This is a genomic window from Pseudomonas sp. WJP1 (assembly GCF_028471945.1).
GTDB lineage: Bacteria > Pseudomonadota > Gammaproteobacteria > Pseudomonadales > Pseudomonadaceae > Aquipseudomonas.
Genome location: NZ_CP110128.1, coordinates 3,421,433 through 3,437,925 on the forward strand (window position 1 = coordinate 3,421,433; position 16,493 = coordinate 3,437,925).

The following is a 16,493-nucleotide window of genomic DNA, read 5'->3' on the forward strand; positions in this document are numbered from 1 at the left end:
AGCAGATTTGACGCGTTACAGGTGTACTTCTACCGCCAACGGCAAATGATCCGACAGGTGTGTCCAGGGCTTGTGGCCGAGGATTTTCGGATTGTGGCTACTGGCATTGCGCAGGTAGATCCGATCCAGGCGCAACAGCGGGAAGCGCGCCGGGTAGGTTTTTGCCGGGCGGCCATGGTGGCGTTCGAAGGCTTCGTGCAAGTAGTCGCGGCGCGAGAGGGCGGCGTTGCCCTGCAGCTGCCAGTCATTGAAGTCGCCGGCAATGATCACGGGTGCTTCATCGGGCAAGGATTCGAGCAACTGGCATAGCAACTGCAACTGCAACTGGCGATGACTTTCCAGCAGGCTCAGGTGCACGCAGATCGCATGCACCTCGGCGTGGCCCGGCACGTCCAGCACGCAATGCAAAAGCCCCCGGCGCTCGGGGCCGGTAATGGAGACGTCCAGGTTACGGTATTCGCGGATCGGGTATTTGGACAGCAGTGCATTGCCGTGGTGACCGTCGGGGTAGACCGCATTGCGCCCGTAGGCGAAGTCGCTCCACATGCTGTCGGCGAGAAACTCGTACTGCGAGGTTTGCGGCCAATCGTTGTAACGCGAGGAATGGCGCTCATGTTCACCGACGACTTCCTGCAGGAACACCAGGTCCGCTGAGGTGCTGCGTACCGCTTCGCGCAATTCCGGGAGGATGAAGCGCCGGTTGAGGGCGGTGAAGCCTTTGTGGGTGTTGACCGTGAGCACGCGCAATCGATGGATGACCGTGGGGCTGTCCAGCGGCACTGAACCTGCTGCCTGCTGATTAGAGTCTCTGCTCACTTTCACTCCTCTGAATCCGGGTTGCTTATGTATGCGACTGATGGGGGAGCGTGCAGTTCAGCGCTTTCGGCGTATATATCCATTTTTGCGGTAACGGGCACCGTATGGTTCGCGTGAATTATCTTTCCGGTGTACATATCCATTCCTGCGGTAACGACCACCTTTGGTTTCGCCCTTACGGCGAGTCACTTGGAAAAGCCCCAAGTAACCAAGGGCTCTTGCCCCTGGCGTTCGGCCCCTCGCTGGGGCAAGAAAATCAAAAGCCAGATCAAGATCAAACGCCAAAGCGAGGCGGCCTGACAGCCGACCTGACTTTTACGGGTGTACCCGACCCCCGTAGGAGCCAGGCTTGCCGGCGAAGAACGATAACGCGGTACAACAGATACACCGCAGCGCCTGGTTCGCCGGCAAGCCTGGCTCCTACAGGGGATCAGGTACATCCGTAAAAGTCAGGTCGGCTGTCAGGCCGCCTCGCTTTGGTTTTTGATCTGGGCGCCCCGTTAACCACGCTGGCCGAACGCAGGCATTGCGCAGTGGGGAAACCGGCAGGACGCCGGTTTAGCCGCGCTGGGCCAGGGATGGCCCATCGCGGCGACCCACGGAGCAATGCCGGAGTGAGGGCATGCCGAGCCCTAGCGAGGCACCGAGTGGTGGGGCAAAGCCTTTTGGTTCCTTTTTGGCGTTTGAAAAAGGGACTCGCCGTAAGGGCGAAACCATAAGTGGCCGTTACCGCAGCAATGGATATGTACACCTGAAAAAAAATGGTCGCCTGCCAGGACGCCTTCGCGGGCAAGCCTCGCTCCTACAAGGTTTCACGCGAACCCTAGGGTACCCGTTACCGCAGCAATGGATATGTACGCCGACAACCGCCTACGTCCTTTCAGACAAACACAATCTCATAAGGCAACCGCATCCGCTCCAGCAACACCCGCGGCAACCGTGGCGCAATCCCTACGGCCGGCTCGCCATCGAGCTGACTGGCGTAAGCATGGGTAGCGTGGCTCTTGCGCGCCACCGTCCAGGTGTCCAGGCGCACTTTGCGTGCCCGGTGCCAGGGGATCAACGTACTGTCTCGCGATGGCCAGTGCCAGGCCCAGACCGGTATTTCAGTGAAGACGGCACCGGCGATGGTGGCAGCATTGGCGCTGGCGCGGCCGACGGCGTCATGGTCGCTGTTGCCATCCTCGCACCAGGTGCTGAACACCACATCGCCCGGGCGTAGATAACGGGCGATGAATTGCGTGAGCGCCTGTTCATGCTCCGCCAGGGTGTGGTCGGTGAAGCCGCCACGTATCCATTTCAGGCTGTGCATCGGCAACCCGAGCCGGCGCAAGGCCTCGACACTTTCCTGGGAGCGGAACACGCTCAGGCGCTTCTCCGACCACTGTTGCGAACCTGGATGGCTGGCGCTGCCGTCGGTCACCGAGATCAGTTGCAAGGGGTGGCCCGTGGCGCTGAGCAACTGCAGCAGACCGCCGCAGGTCACCACTTCGTCGCCAGGATGGGGGGCGATCACCACGGCGCGGGCGCCGGGGGGGAGGAGGGACTGGGTACCGATTACCGGGATATTCGCCAGTTGCGGGGCGCTGTTCCAGATTTGTTCTGCACAGCCGCTGTCACTGATGGACACAGATTTCATGACGTTACGTCCTTGTTCCGTTCGCCCCACTCGTGCACAACAGCAAGCGCTGTAGCAGCCGTGAGGGCAGGTTGATAGCGAAGCGCGGCGCTCCGGACCCTGGACAGCCGCGCATCGAGTATTGCTCATGTATCGCTATTCGTCGCGCCGGATGTGCATGCATGGCACAAATTTTCCGACGCGCTGTTTTACTCCTCTTCCTCGCGCTGCAGTTCGAACAACAGCAGCGAGCGCCCGGTGACCGAGTACTCGCGCCCGAAATCGAAGCGCTCCTGGCCGCGTATGGACGGTTGATTGGTGTCGATCAGGCACGTCCAGAAGCCGCCGTCGGGTACCTCCGGCAGGAGGAAGTTGACGATGTCGTGATGGGCGTTGACCACCAGCAACAGCGTGGCATCCGCGCCTTTGCGACGGATCCCGGTTTCCTGGGCGCGCCCGTCGAGCAACATGCCCAGGCAGCGATTGTGCGCATCGTGCCAATGCTCGGTGGTCATTTCGCTGCCATCGGGCGCCAGCCAGGTGACGTCCTTGACGCCGATGTCCTCGTTGTAGTTGCCCACCAGGAAGCGCCCGCGGCGCAGGATCGGATAGCTCAGGCGCAACTTGATCAGGCGCTTGACGAACTTGAGCAGGGCCTTGCCGTCTTCGCTCAGGTCCCAGTTGACCCAGCCGATGTCACTGTCCTGGCAATAGGCATTGTTGTTGCCTTCCTGGGTCCGGGCGAACTCATCGCCGGCCACCAGCATTGGCGTACCCTGGGCCAGCAGCAAGGTGGCAAAGAAATTGCGCATCTGACGATGCCGCAGGGCGTTGATCTGCGGGTCGTCGGTGGGGCCTTCGACGCCATGGTTCCAGGACAGGTTGTTGTTGCTGCCATCCTGGTTGTTCTCGTCGTTGGCTTCGTTGTGCTTGTCGTTGTACGACACCAGGTCGTTGAGGGTGAAACCGTCGTGGGCGGTGATGAAGTTCAGCGATGAATAGGGCCGCCGGCCACGCTGGTTGAACATCTCGCCGGAAGCGGTCATGCGACTGGCGAAGTCCGCCAGCTGGCCGTCGTCGCCTTTCCAGAACGCGCGCACGGTGTCGCGAAACTTGTCGTTCCATTCCACCCAGCCCGGGGGAAAGCGGCCGACCTGATAACCGCCGGGCCCGCAATCCCAAGGCTCGGAGATCAGCTTGACCTGGCGCAGTACCGGGTCCTGGCGGCAGGCCACGAGGAAGCTGTGGCGCTCGTCGAAACCGTCGTGATAACGCCCAAGGATGGTCGCCAGGTCGAAACGGAAGCCATCCACATGCATTTCCGAGGCCCAGTAGCGCAGGGAGTCGGTGACCATCTGCAATACGCAGGGGTGGCTCAGGTCCAGGGTGTTGCCGGTGCCGGAGTCGTTGATGTAGAAGCGCTTGTCCTCAGGCATCAAGCGGTAATAGGAGGCGTTGTCGATGCCGCGCATGGACAGGGTCGGGCCTTGTTCGTTGCCCTCGGCGGTGTGGTTGTAGACCACGTCGAGGATCACTTCCAGGTTGGCTTCGTGCAGGTGCGCGACCATTTCCTTGAACTCGGCGATCTTGCCGCTGGCCAGGTAACGCGGGTCGGGGGCGAAGAACGCGATGCTGTTGTAGCCCCAGTAATTGGTCATGCCTTTGTGCAGCAGGTGCTGGTCGTTGACGAAGGCGTGGATCGGCAGCAGCTCGACGGTCGATACGCCCAGCTTGCGGATGTGCTCGAGCACTTCGTCGACCATCAGCCCGGCAAAGGTCCCCCGCAGGTTTTCGGGAACGGCGGGGTGGCGCATGCTGAAGCCGCGCACGTGGGTTTCATAGATGATCGTCTTGTCCCATGGCACGCTGACCCGATGATCGTGGCCCCAAGTGTGCGCCGGGTCGATCACCTTGCATTTGGGCACGAAGGGCGCGCTGTCGCGTTCGTCGAAACTGAGGTCGGCGTCGGGGTGGCCAATGGTGTAGCCGAACAAGGCCTCGGACCATTTCAACTGACCGACCAATTGTTTGGCGTAGGGGTCGATCAACAGCTTGTTGGGGTTGAAACGGTGGCCGTTGGCCGGGTCATACGGACCGTACACGCGGTAGCCGTAGATCAGCCCCGGATGGGCGTCGGGCAGGTAGCCGTGGTAAATCTCGTCGGTGTATTCCGGCAGTTCGATGCGTTCGAGTTCCACTTCGCCGGCGTCATCAAAGATGCACAGTTCGACCCGGGTGGCGTTGGCCGAGAACAGGGCGAAATTGACCCCCAGGCCATCCCAGGTTGCACCGAGCGGAAAGGGCAGACCTTCGCGGATGCGCGACGGCTCGGCGCGGGGAGGCGGCGTTTCTTTCTTGGGACGGGTCATAAGTGCTCCAGTAACGGCAGACAGTGACGGGGCTCAGTTTTTTTCGCGGGCGAGCAGACCCCTCTGTGGCGAGCGGACTCGCCACTGGAAAACCTTCACGACAACGGTAGAAAAAGCTTAGACGGCGGGCGGTTTTCGCGCGGCGCGAGGTTTTTTCTCGGCGGCTTTTTCCCCCGGCGGAATCACCGAAGAGGCAGCAGCCGGCTTGGCTTTGGCCTTGGGTTTTGGCGCTGCGGCCTTGCCATTGAGCTTGCCGTCGCCGACTTTACTCACGGCGGGCTTGCTCGCCGCCACTTTTGCCGGCTTTTTCGGTGCCAGGGTTTCGGCTTCAGCCAGTTTGCGCGCCATCTCCCAATGCCGTGCTTCCTGGCCCTCGGGTTTGCCTTCGGATTCCCAGATCTGATAGGCAAACTCGCGGATGCGTTTATCGTCGGTACTCATTGCATTGCTCCTGAACTGAACTCAAATGTGTGTAGCCTGGATAAAGAGATTGACCGGGAAGTCCCCCAGCGCGGCGCTGATCATCAGCTCCCTGTTTTTTGTGACTGCGACGCTTGAAAAAAGTCCCTTCAGATTTTCGTCGGCGACTGTGAACGTCAAGCTGACCCGGGTATCGCCCCACTGCGGCGCGTCCACGTGGGGCACGGCACTGTTTTCCAGCAGTGCCGAACAACGGATCGGCACGATGACGATGGCGCGGATACCCTCCCACTCACGGACAAAACCGAGCACCCGATTGGCCTGGCTGCCGATGACTTCGAGCGCCTGGTAAGTCCCGCGTCGAAACAGCTCGGCGTGCTCGGCACGGGTGTTTAAAGTCCGCGCAATCAAGGCTTGCTTGATGCGCCCGTCACGCCATTGCTCCAACAAGCCAGGCAGATCCAGGGGATGCTGCAAGGCCTGTTGGCGGCTGGCGTAATCCACCGGCCGGCGGTTGTCCGGATCGACCATCGTGAAGTCCCAGAAGTCGTTGCCCTGATAGAGGTCCGGCACGCCCGGTACGGTCATGCGCAGCAAGGTTTGCGCCAATCCGTTGAGGGCGCCAGGCAAGGCAATCGTGCGGGCTGCCTTGCCGAGGGCGTTGCGCAGCAATTCGCCTTCCGGGCCCAACAGCAGGCGCCGGGCAAAGCTCTCGCTGGCTTGTTCGTACGCTTCATTGGGTGTACTCCAGCTGCTTTGCAGCTTGGCTTCGCGCAGGGCTTTGCGTTGCCATTGGCTGATGCGTTGCGCGTAGTCCTCCAGGGCCGATGGGTCGTCAGCGCGCAGGTCCAGCGGCCAACTGCCCAGCAGTGCCTGATAGAGAATCAACTCATCGCCCGCCGACGGCATCTGATCGTCGTCACGCAAGGGCCGGGCGAGGGCGCGCCAGAGGCCGATCTGCTCGACGTACCATTGACTGCGTTCACTCAAGACCGCCAGGCGCGCGCGGGTATCTTCGCCACGCTTGTGATCGTGGGTCGCGGTGGCCAGCAGGTTGTCGGGAAACGGTTCCAGGCGCTGCAGGCAAGCGGCATGGAAATCAGCCACCGGGGCACTGAATTGCTCGGTGCTGAAGCCGACGTCATTGCGCGACAGCAGCACCGCCGAGCGATAGAACGCGGTGTCTTCCACGGCCTTTGCGGCGGCGGGTGAAGTCAGCTGTTGAAAACGCACGCAGGCATGCTTGAGCCGTTTGCGCAGGCGGCCAGCCGGGCGTTTTCGCCAGCGCTCGCCCCCTAGCCACCCCGCCAGGCATTCGAGCACTGGCCAGTCGGCCTCGCCAAGGGTTTGCCGGGCGCCTTCCATGGCTTGCTGGAAAAACACCTCGTCCTGCGCCGAACGCCCAAGGGCGCCGATGTAGGTGCGATACACCGAGAAGTGCACGATCAGCTCCTGCAGCGCTCGACGGATCGCGCCCAGCGTGAGGTCGCGGGTCATCAGGTCATCCCGGGCCACTTGCAACAAAGCCTGGGCCACGCTTTCGAAATCCCCGGCCAGCGAGCCATTGAGAATCTGCTGACGCGCCAGTTGGGCTTCCTGGCGGAAGTCGGCCGGACGCTCGCTGTACCGGTGCCAGAGTTCGCCCAGGGCGTGCTCACCTGCGGGGTCGTGTTGCAGCAGCGACAACTGGTTCATGAATTCGTAGCCGGTGGTGCCATCCACCGACCAGTCGCGGTGCAGGGTTTCGCCTTCGCCAAGGATTTTTTCGACATAGATCGGCAGGTGCCGGCCGGGCGCCAGGCTGTCGACGCGCCGCCGCAGTTTGCGGCAGTAGCCCCGTGGGTCGGCGAGGCCGTCGATGTGGTCGATGCGCAACCCGTCGACCAGCCCTTGCGCCACCAACTGGAAAATCTTCGCGTGGGTTGCCTCGAACACCGCTGGACGCTCGACGCGCAAACCGCCCAGTTCGTTGATATCGAAAAAACGCCGCCAGTTGATGTCGTCCGCGGCGGTGCGCCAACTGGCGAGACGGTAACTCTGGCGTTCCAGCAAGTTGTGCAGGTTTTGGAAACCCTCGCCGGTCTGCGAGTCGTAGGCTTTGAGGTTTTGTTCAATGGCCTGCAGTATCGCGGGATCGCTGGCCAGTTCGCGCAACTCTTCCTTCAAGGGCGTCGCCAGGCCGTGGGCATCCGTCTGATAGCTCAAGGTGCTGAAGCGCTCTGCCAGTAACTTGAGCGGCTCGGCATCGGCCTTGAGCAGCTCGCCGTAATGGCTGGGGCATATCGGAAAGTGATGATCGTAATGCTCGACATGAAAGGCGCCGCGCTGGGCATTGAAACGCAACGCCAGGGTGCCGTCCTGCAAAGCGATGCCGTAGTCGCTACCGAGGAACGGCAACAGCAACTGGCCTTCCATCAAGGGGTCGGGCGAGTGCCACTGGATATCGAAGAACTCGCCGTACGGGCTCAGGCGACCCCACTCCAGCAAGTCCAGCCACCAGGGGTTGTCGTTGCCGCCGACCGCCATGTGGTTGGAGACGATGTCGAGGATCAGCCCCATGTCCTGGCCGCGCAGCGCGCTGACCAGGCGGCGCAGCGCCGGTTCACCGCCCAATTCCGGGTTGACGTTGGTCGGGGCCACCACGTCATAGCCGTGCATGGAGCCGGCGCGGGCGCTCAGTAGCGGTGAGGCGTAGACATGGCTGATGCCGAGACGGGCGAAGTAGGGCACCAGCGGCACGGCGTCGTCGAGGGTAAAGCCTTTGTGAAATTGCAGCCGCAGGGTGGCCCGTAGCGGCCCGACAGCGACCGGGCTCATTGGTCACGCTCGGCCGCCTGGAGTCGCGCGCAGGCGAGCAGTTCCAGGCGTCGGGCGGCGTCCGGGCCATCGAGCAAGGCTTCGCTGTTGCCGGGCAGGCGACGGGACCAGTTGGGGTGGGTATCGATGGTGCCGGGCAGGTTGGCCTGCTGCTCGATGCCCAGGGCATCCTCCAGCGGCAGCAGGACCAGCGGCGCGCGGGTGTGGCCGAGGAAACGCACACTGGCGTCGAGGACCTGGTCGGTTTCGTGGGACTCTTCGCGAAAGTTTTGCGGATCCTGGCTCAAGGCCCGGCGCAGGCCTTCGCGCTCGCGCTCGCGATGCTGGCGCCACTCGATTTCAGCGCTGGCATCCACCAGGCCGAGGCGGGCATTCCAGTCGATATCGCGGCCGTGCCACCAGCCATTGAGGGTGGGCAGGTCGTGGGTGCTGGTGGTGGCCAGGGCGTTGTCCGGCCAGTCGAGGATCGGCTTGAAGTGCGTGTTGTCCTGTTCGAACAGCAACACGCGCATGCCGAGGATCGCACGGGCGCTGAGTTTTTCCCGTAGACCGTCCGGCACCGTGCCCAGGTCTTCGCCGAGGACGATGGCCTGGTGGCGATGGGACTCGAGGGTCAGCAGGCGCAGCAAGTCGTCAAGCGGGTAATACAAATAAGCGCCATCGGCAGGCGATGCGCCATTTGGGATCACCCACAACCGTTGCAGGCCCATGACATGGTCGATCCGCAGGCCACCAGCATGGGCGAAGTTGGCGCGCAGCATTTCGATGAACGCGCGAAAGCCGTTGCGCACCAGGCCTTCGGGGGAAAACGCGGAGATTCCCCAGCCTTGGCCGGTGCGGTTGAGAATGTCCGGTGGCGCGCCAACGGTGAGGGAGGCGAGCAGTTCATCCTGGCGACTCCAGGCCTGGCTGCCACCGCCATCGGCACCGACGGCCAGGTCGGCAATCAGGCCAATGCCCATGCCGCTGCTGCGGGCGGCCGCTTGCGCGCGCTCCAGGCAACGGGCGATCAGCCACTGGCAGAAGGCGAAGAAGCCGATGCGTGTGGAATTTTCTTCGGCGAATTCGGCCAGGGCGGCGCTGCGCGGGTTGCGCCACTGCTGCGGCCACTCACGCCAGTCGAGGCTTTCGCCTCGCACGGCGCGGGCCTCTTGAATGGCCTCGAAGCGGCAATGATTTTCCAGCGCTTCACCGCCGGCATGGCGAAAGCTGCTGAAGTCGGCATGCAGCGGATGTTCGCCGTGCACGAAACCGTCGTACAGCGCCTGCAACAGCCGATGCTTGGCTTCGGCGGCGGCTGGCCAGTTGATCAGTGGTTGTTCTTCCAGGTGCTTGAGTTCGGCGGCAAGGCCCGTGGCATCGATCGCGGTACGCAGCGCGCGCTCACCGAGAATCGCCCCGGGCGCGCAATACAGGCTATTGAGAAACAGACGGCTTGAAGGCGAATAGGGACTGTAGCGCTGGGTATCGCTGGCAAACATGGCATGCAGCGGACTGATCGCCAGTGCTTCGGCGCCGCGTTCACCCGCCACGCGCGCCAGGTCTTCCAGCGCCTGGGTGTCACCAAAACCGCCATCGCCGGCACGGCGCAAGGCGTACAACTGCACGCTCAGTCCCCAGGCGCGCGGGATCGGGCTGTCCACCGCATCGCCCACGCTGTAGCAGCGGGCGGGCGCGACGGCCAGGGTAAAGCTTTGCCCGTCGATGTTGACGTGTTGGTAACCCACCGGAATCAGCCCCGGCAGAACGGCCTCGGCATCCAGTTTGAGACTGAGTTGCGAGCCATCTTCGAGATGAATCTCGCAGGGTGTCAGCGGCTCGAAAAAATGCGCCAGGTTGAGACCGACGCCGACATCGGCGGTGATCAGTGGCGGCAGGTGCCGGGTCTGTTGTACCTGTTGCAGTTCGAGCAGGCTGGCGTCGATTTCCTGGGCGCTGCCGGCCGGGTGGCCGAGTCCGGTGAGGACGTTGCGCAGCACCGAAGGCGCGACTTTCTGCGGGCGACCATTGGCGTCGATCCAGTCGACTGCCAGGCCAGCCCGGGTGGCGAGGATTTCCAGTTGCGCATCACTCATTGGCGCTCTCCATCAAGGGGTAGCAAAGGGGCCGCGGCCGTGAGGCTGACCAGCGCGCAATACGGGGGCAAGGTGCCTTGATCCAGCTGTTGGCCAGACCCGGGCGGGTGTTCGAACAGCAAGCTGGCGTTCACCGGTGAGGTGTGGCGTAGCGGTGTGTCGCTGAGGTTGAGGTCGATGCGCAACTGGCTGCCATCGCCCAGGCGCCATGATGCGCTCACCGCACCAACGCCCAGCACCTGGGCATTGCGCGCCCGGGTGCCAGGCAAGTTCGGGACGATGTGCCGATGACGGATCTGCAACAGGTGGCGATAAAGCTCATACATCGCCGAGGGTTCGCTGACGGTGAGGGCAGGGCGTGACGCTTCGAAGGTCTGTGGCGCGTTGGGATCGGGAATCTGTTCGCGTTTATGCGGGTCGGCAAACGCGCTGAACGCGGCAAATTCATTGCGCCGTCCTTCGCGCACCAACTCTGCCAGTTCGCCGTGGTGGCTGGTGAAAAACAGGAACGGTTGCTCGGCGGCGAACTCGTCGCCCATGAACATCAGGGGGATCATCGGTGACAGCAGCAACAGCGCCGTCGCCGCTTTCAAAGCGTCGGGGTGGGCCAGTTGATGCAGGCGCTCACCAAAGGCGCGGTTGCCGATCTGGTCGTGATTCTGCAAGAACAGCACGAACGCGCTGGGGGGCAAATGCCCACTGGGCTCGCCGCGCGCTTCGCCATGGCGATTAAGGTGGCCCTGGAACACGAAGCCCTGGCTCAGGCAGCGGGCCAGTTGTTCGGTGGGGTTGTTTGCATAGTCGGCGTAATAGGCATCGGTCTCGCCGGTCAGCAGCACGTGCAAAGCGTTATGGCCGTCATCGTTCCACTGCGCGTCATAGCCCTGTTCGAGCAGGCTGGCCTGGTTATGTTCGTTTTCCACCACCAGCCATACATGGCGCGACGGGTCGGTCTGCTGGCGCACCCGCTGGGCCAGCTCCTGGAGAAAGTCCGGGTCTTCGATGGCATGCACCGCGTCCAGGCGCAAGCCGTCGAAGCGGTACTCCAGCAACCACATCAAGGCGTTGTCGATGAAGAAGTCGCGCACCTCGCGTCGACGAAAATCGATGGCCGCCCCCCAGGGCGTGTGCTGGTCTTCGCGGAAGAAGCCCTTGGCGTAGCGATGCAGGTAATTGCCATCCGGCCCGAAATGGTTGTAGACCACGTCGAGCAGCACCGCCAGGCCAAGGCCATGGGCGGTGTCGATCAGGTGCTTTAGCTCTTCGGGCGTGCCATAGGAGGCCTGGGGTGCATAGATCAGCACCCCGTCGTAGCCCCAGTTGCGCTCGCCGGGAAACTGCGCAATCGGCATCAACTCAATCGCGGTGACCCCAAGCTCCACCAGGTGCGCCAGGTGTTGCTCGACGGCCAGGAAGCCGCCGAGGGCACCCACGTGCAACTCGTAGATCACAGCTGTGTTCCACGGGCGTCCCAGCCAGGTGCTGTGCCGCCATGGGTAGGCCAACGGGTCGACCACCACGCTGTGCTGGTCGATGTCCCCGGCCTGGGCGCGGGAGGCCGGGTCGGGCACCTCCAGTTCGCCATCGATGCTGTAGCGGTATCGCGTACCCGCCGGGCAGCGGGTGTTGATCACGAACCAGCCGTCGGCCTGAGGCAACAACGGCAAGGACTGTCCATTTTCCAGTTCGACACTGACGTAGAACGCATCCGGTGCCCACAACGCGAATCGCGTGTTTTGCGGGTCCAGTTTGATTGCGCCGTGGGGCCAGGTCTCAAGGGTCCGTAACGGCATTTCGAGAGCCTCTTACTGTTTGTGCGATTTCCCCAAGGCCTTGGCCACCAGCTGTTCGTAAAGTTCGGCGTAGGGTTCGACCGCCTTGCACCAGTTGAACGGTGCCGCCATCGCACGGCAGCGCATGGCGTGCAGCAGGTCGGGGAAGGCGAAGACCTTGAACGCGCGGCTCAGGGCTTGCTGATAACTGTCCACCGTGGATTCATTGAACAGGAAACCGGTGACGCCATCTTCAATGGTGTCTGCCAGGCCACCGGTATTGCGCGCCACGGGCAACGAGCCGAAGCGCTGGGCGTACATCTGGCTCAGGCCGCAAGGTTCATAGCGCGATGGCATCAACAGGAAGTCGCTGCCGGCAAACATCCGCCGCGCATCGGTTTCGTTGAAGCCGATGCGCACCCCGATCTGCCCGGGAAAACGCAGGGCCAGTTCGCGCATGGCTTGCTCTTCTTCCGGCTCGCCACGGCCGATGATTGCGATCTGGCCGCCGGATTTGACGATGTATTCGGAGACCGCTTCGGTCAGGTCCAGGCCTTTCTGGTAGACCAGGCGCGAGACCACGGCGAACAGTGGGCCTTCGCTGTCTTGCAGGCCGAACAACTGGCGCACGTGGGCGGCGTTGACCGCCTTGCCGTTCCAGTCGCCGATTTCGAAGGGGCAGAACAGGTGCGGGTCGGTGGCTGCGTCCCAGCTTTCGTCGATGCCGTTGGGAATACCGCTGAGCAGGCCTTGCTGGGTCTTGGCGGCGAGGAAGCCGTCCAGACCGCAGCCGAAGTCCGGGGTGGTGATTTCCTGGGCGTAGGTCGCGCTGACCGTGGTGATGTGGCTCGAATAGGCCATGCCGGCCTTGAGGAACGACATCTTGCCGTAGAACTCCATGCCTTCCTGTTGCAGGGCGTGTTGCGGAATGCCCAGCTCGGGGCAAGAGCCCAGGCTCGTCACGCCCTGGTACGCCAGGTTGTGGATGGTGAACAGGGTGGGCGTGCGCTGCCCGCGCCAGTGCATATAGGCAGGGGCCAGGCCAGCCGGCCAGTCATGGGCGTGCACCAGGTCCGGGCACCAGTGGATTTGTGCGAGGTTGGCGGCAATATCGGCGGCCGCCAGGCCCAGGCGGGCGAAACGAATATGGTTGTCCGGCCAGTCGCGACCGTTGTTGGCGCCATAGGGCGAACCTTCGCGCTCGTAGAGCTCAGGGCAGATCAACACATAAATGACCAGACCGTCAGGCATGTCCATGCGCCCGATCTTGCACGGCGGGAGCGCCGCGTGACCACCGAGTTCGCCGATGATGTGAATCGGGTTTTCACTGTGCATCACCTGCGGATAACCCGGGATCAGGACACGCACATCGTGCAGATGCGCCATGGCCCGTGGCAGCGCGGCGGAAACGTCTCCCAGGCCGCCGGTTTTCACCAGGTCCGCAATCTCGGAGGTGACGAACAACACTTTCTTCTTGTTGGGATTCTGACTGGCAACCGGGCCCAGCGTCCGGGTACCGCTAACGCTGATCGGTTGAGCACTGCGAGCAGTCACGACGCTTGATTCGCCGACCTGTTGATGAGCCAGCTCTCCCTGAACATCCAATGCCGCACTAGTCATATGAATCTCCCGTGTTGTTGATCTAATTCTTAGGTCTGGCAAACGGTGTTACTGGCCATGGGTGTGGCCGCGCGCAAAAGCGCTACGCAACGGCGAGCAAGCGCTCCCCAAATGCGCTGAAGCAGAATGGGTGAATTAACCATTGCAAGGATTGCACCAGTCTCAACGCACCTTCTTTTCACTCGACCGATCCTGTGGGGCAAAAGTTTCGACTTTTTTGCCACTTTATGACCGACCGGTCTCCCCCGCGGAAATCAGTCTAGGCCAGAACTTAGAGCGGTAAAGTCCGGATGGCAAAATTGTTCGACAATCGGTTATTTAGGTACGAACGTGCATGGTTTCGGTGCCAAAGCGCCGACGAAGTGCAGGTTTTTTTGCATTTTGGCGACGACAAGTCACTTGGCAGTCACATAAATGTGCGTCATGTCGCGTTCATGTTGCACTGTTATGGTGCGCACGAAGGTCCCGCTTTTGGCCGAACCACTGCCTTACTGCCTGCCTGGCTGCCTTGTTATAGTTCGGGCTTCTTTTTTGCCCGGTAAAGGATCACTAGCATGTCTCAGTACACAGCGTTCAGCGTCGAACTGGTCGATAAAATCGCCCATGTGCAGATCAATCGCCCAGACAAGATCAACTCGATGAATGCTGCCTTCTGGACCGAGATCATCGAGATCTTCCAGTGGATCGACGACACCGATGAAGTTCGCGTGGTGGTGCTCAGTGGCGCCGGCAAGCATTTCTCCTCCGGCATCGACCTGATGATGCTGGCCGGCGTGGCGAACGAGCTGGGTAAGGACGTGGGGCGCAATGCGCGCTTGCTGCGCCGCAAGATCCTTGAGCTGCAGGCTTCCTTCAATGCGGTCGACAACTGCCGCAAGCCGGTGCTCGCGGCCATCCAGGGTTATTGCCTGGGCGGCGCCATCGACCTGATCGCCGCCTGTGACATGCGCTATGCCGCCGAAGACGCGCAATTCTCGATCAAGGAAATCGATATCGGCATGGCCGCCGACGTTGGCACGCTGCAGCGCTTGCCGCGGATCGTCGGGGACGGCATGCTGCGCGAACTGGCTTACACTGGTCGCACTTTCGACGCCGAAGAAGCACGGGGCATGGGCCTGGTCAATCGCGTCTACAGCGACACCGCCAGCCTGCTCGACGGCGTCATGGGCATCGCCCGCGAGATTGCGAGCAAGTCACCGATTGCCATTACCGGCACCAAGGAGATGATCAGCTACATGCGCGATCATCGCATCGACGATGGCCTGGAATACGTCGCCACCTGGAACGCCGCCATGCTGCAATCGACCGATCTGCGCGTGGCCATGGCCGCCCATATGAGCAAACAGAAACCCGAATTTCTGGATTGATTGAAAAATGACTCCACGCTGGACCACGGCAGTACTGGACACCGACCAGCCCGGCGGCTGGGCGGTAGCGCGCAGCCCCGAAGGCTTCCTGTTCGATGACAACGGCGCACTGTTCCCGCGCGAATGGCTCAAGCGCCAGGACCTGGCGGTACTCGCCGAACACGGCATCGGCCATCTGGATGGCGAACCTGTCTATCTGCTGGAGTTGCGCGCCCACAGCGATGTGCCGGGCTGCAACTGGAAAGGCTTGCGCGCGTTCATGCTCGAGGGCGATCACACGGTGTTCAAGGTCCTGGGTTACGCCGCGCAAATCGGCACCTGGGCCCGCGAGCACCGTTTTTGCGGCAACTGCGGCCAGGCCATGACCCAGGTGCCGCGCGAGCGGGCGATGTATTGCCAGCCGTGTGATTTGCGCAGCTATCCGCGGATTTCCCCAAGCATGATCGTACTGGTGACCCGTGGCGATGAAGTGCTGCTGGCACGCTCGCCACGTTTTGTCGCCGGGGTCTACAGCACGTTGGCAGGGTTTGCCGAACCAGGCGAATCGGCGGAGGACTGCCTGATTCGCGAGGTGCGTGAAGAAGTGCAGATCGAAGTGAAGAACATCCAGTACCTGGGCAGCCAGTGCTGGCCGTTCCCGCACTCGATGATGCTCGGCTTCCATGCCGAATACGCCGGTGGCGAGATCGTCTGCCAGGAGGACGAGATCGAAGACGCCCAGTGGTTCAACGTGAATAATCTGCCGCCGTTGCCGGCTTCACGTTCGATCGCCCGTTACCTGATCGACGCCTATGTGGCGCGGCGCTTAGGCCACGCTGAACCAGTGTTGCCAGGCTAGCCGGACGGTCAGGCCCAGTACCACGGTGATGAACACCGGCCGAATGAACTTCGCGCCGCCGCTGATGGCGGTGCGAGCACCGAAGAAGGCCCCGACCATCACCGACAGGCCCATGCTCAGGCCGATGATCCAGTCCACCTGCCCGGAAAACACGAACACCGACAGCGCCGCAATGTTGCTGACGAAGTTCATGCTGCGCGCCACGCCGCTGGCCTTCACCAGGTCGATCGGGTACATCAGCAGGCTGCTGACGGTCCAGAACGCACCGGTGCCGGGACCGGCCACGCCATCGTAGAAACCGAGGGTGAAGCCCTGGGTCGATTGCCACTTTTTCCTGATCGGTGCGTCGCTGTCCAGCGGCGCCTTCGGCGTGCCACCGAACAACAGATAGAGGCCGCAGGCGAACACGATCACCGGCAGCATCTTGTTCAACCATTCGGCGGGCAGGTAGTGGGCGACGACCGCACCAGTCAGCGCGCCGACCAGGGTGCCGACAATGGCGTGCGTCCACTGCCTGGGGTGGAACAACTTGCGGCGGTAAAACGTGAAGCTGGCCGTGGCCGAGCCAAAGGTCGAACTGAGTTTGTTGGTGCCCAGCACCAGGTGCGGCGGCAGGCCGGCGGTCAGCAAGGCCGGGGTGGTCAACAGACCGCCGCCACCGGCGATGGCGTCGATGAAACCGGCAATGAAAGCGACAAAGGCCAGGATGGCCAGGGTGGTAAGGTCAACGCTGAGTTCGAAAGGCATGGAATCGGCTTAATCGGCGGGGGGCAGCAAAGGG

General features: G+C 62.4%; 11 protein-coding genes. 2 read left to right on the top strand and 9 right to left on the bottom strand.

Going from position 1 to position 16,493, the window contains the following annotated elements; translation table 11 throughout:
• Window positions 1–15: 15 nt before the first annotated feature.
• The 8 genes from OH720_RS15415 to glgA all read right to left on the bottom strand — a co-directional run bounded on the left by OH720_RS15415 (window position 16) and on the right by glgA (window position 13,507).
• Window positions 16–816 (bottom strand): endonuclease/exonuclease/phosphatase family protein, encoded by an 801-nt coding sequence (locus tag OH720_RS15415; RefSeq protein ID WP_272606330.1) that lies wholly within the window; start codon window positions 814–816, stop codon window positions 16–18.
• A gap of 880 nt (window positions 817–1,696) precedes the next feature.
• Window positions 1,697–2,455 carry a PIG-L deacetylase family protein gene (locus OH720_RS15420; RefSeq protein ID WP_272606331.1) on the bottom strand — a complete coding sequence of 253 codons (759 nt, stop codon included), beginning with the start codon at window positions 2,453–2,455 and terminating at the stop codon, window positions 1,697–1,699.
• Window positions 2,456–2,643: 188 nt separating this feature from the next.
• A complete protein-coding gene (glgX, locus tag OH720_RS15425; protein ID WP_272606332.1) occupies window positions 2,644–4,803 on the bottom strand; it encodes a glycogen debranching protein GlgX in 2,160 nt (719 codons plus the stop codon).
• A 117-nt stretch (window positions 4,804–4,920) separates the two neighbouring features.
• Window positions 4,921–5,244 carry a DUF2934 domain-containing protein gene (locus OH720_RS15430; RefSeq protein ID WP_272606333.1) on the bottom strand — a complete coding sequence of 108 codons (324 nt, stop codon included), beginning with the start codon at window positions 5,242–5,244 and terminating at the stop codon, window positions 4,921–4,923.
• 21 nt (window positions 5,245–5,265) lie between these two features.
• Entirely contained in the window at window positions 5,266–8,040 is a 2,775-nt protein-coding gene (locus OH720_RS15435) for a malto-oligosyltrehalose synthase (protein ID WP_272606334.1), read from the bottom strand.
• Window positions 8,037–10,115, bottom strand: coding sequence for a 4-alpha-glucanotransferase (gene malQ, locus OH720_RS15440; protein WP_272606335.1), 2,079 nt, complete (start codon window positions 10,113–10,115; stop codon window positions 8,037–8,039). Before malQ ends, OH720_RS15435 begins: the two co-directional genes overlap by 4 nt.
• On the bottom strand, window positions 10,112–11,908 hold the full coding sequence (treZ, locus tag OH720_RS15445) for a malto-oligosyltrehalose trehalohydrolase (protein ID WP_272606336.1): 1,797 nt from the start codon (window positions 11,906–11,908) through the stop codon (window positions 10,112–10,114). The genes malQ and treZ overlap by 4 nt, the downstream gene beginning before the upstream one ends.
• Window positions 11,909–11,920: 12 nt before the next feature.
• A complete protein-coding gene (gene glgA / locus OH720_RS15450) occupies window positions 11,921–13,507 on the bottom strand; it encodes a glycogen synthase GlgA (protein ID WP_272606337.1) in 1,587 nt (528 codons plus the stop codon).
• Window positions 13,508–14,061: 554 nt separating this feature from the next.
• Here glgA and OH720_RS15455 point away from each other — a divergent pair.
• Both OH720_RS15455 and nudC read left to right on the top strand, forming a co-directional pair.
• Window positions 14,062–14,874: a crotonase/enoyl-CoA hydratase family protein gene (locus tag OH720_RS15455; protein ID WP_272606338.1), complete on the top strand. Its 813-nt coding sequence runs from the start codon at window positions 14,062–14,064 to the stop codon at window positions 14,872–14,874.
• 7 nt (window positions 14,875–14,881) lie between these two features.
• Entirely contained in the window at window positions 14,882–15,712 is an 831-nt protein-coding gene (gene nudC, locus OH720_RS15460; protein WP_272606339.1) for an NAD(+) diphosphatase, read from the top strand.
• On the opposite strand, the gene OH720_RS15465 is transcribed toward nudC, so the two are convergent.
• The gene (locus tag OH720_RS15465; protein ID WP_272606340.1) at window positions 15,680–16,459 is read right to left on the bottom strand and encodes a TSUP family transporter; all 780 of its coding nucleotides are present in this window, start codon (window positions 16,457–16,459) and stop codon (window positions 15,680–15,682) included. The two genes, nudC and OH720_RS15465, sit on opposite strands and share 33 nt — an antisense overlap.
• Between the last annotated feature and the right edge of the window lie 34 nt (window positions 16,460–16,493).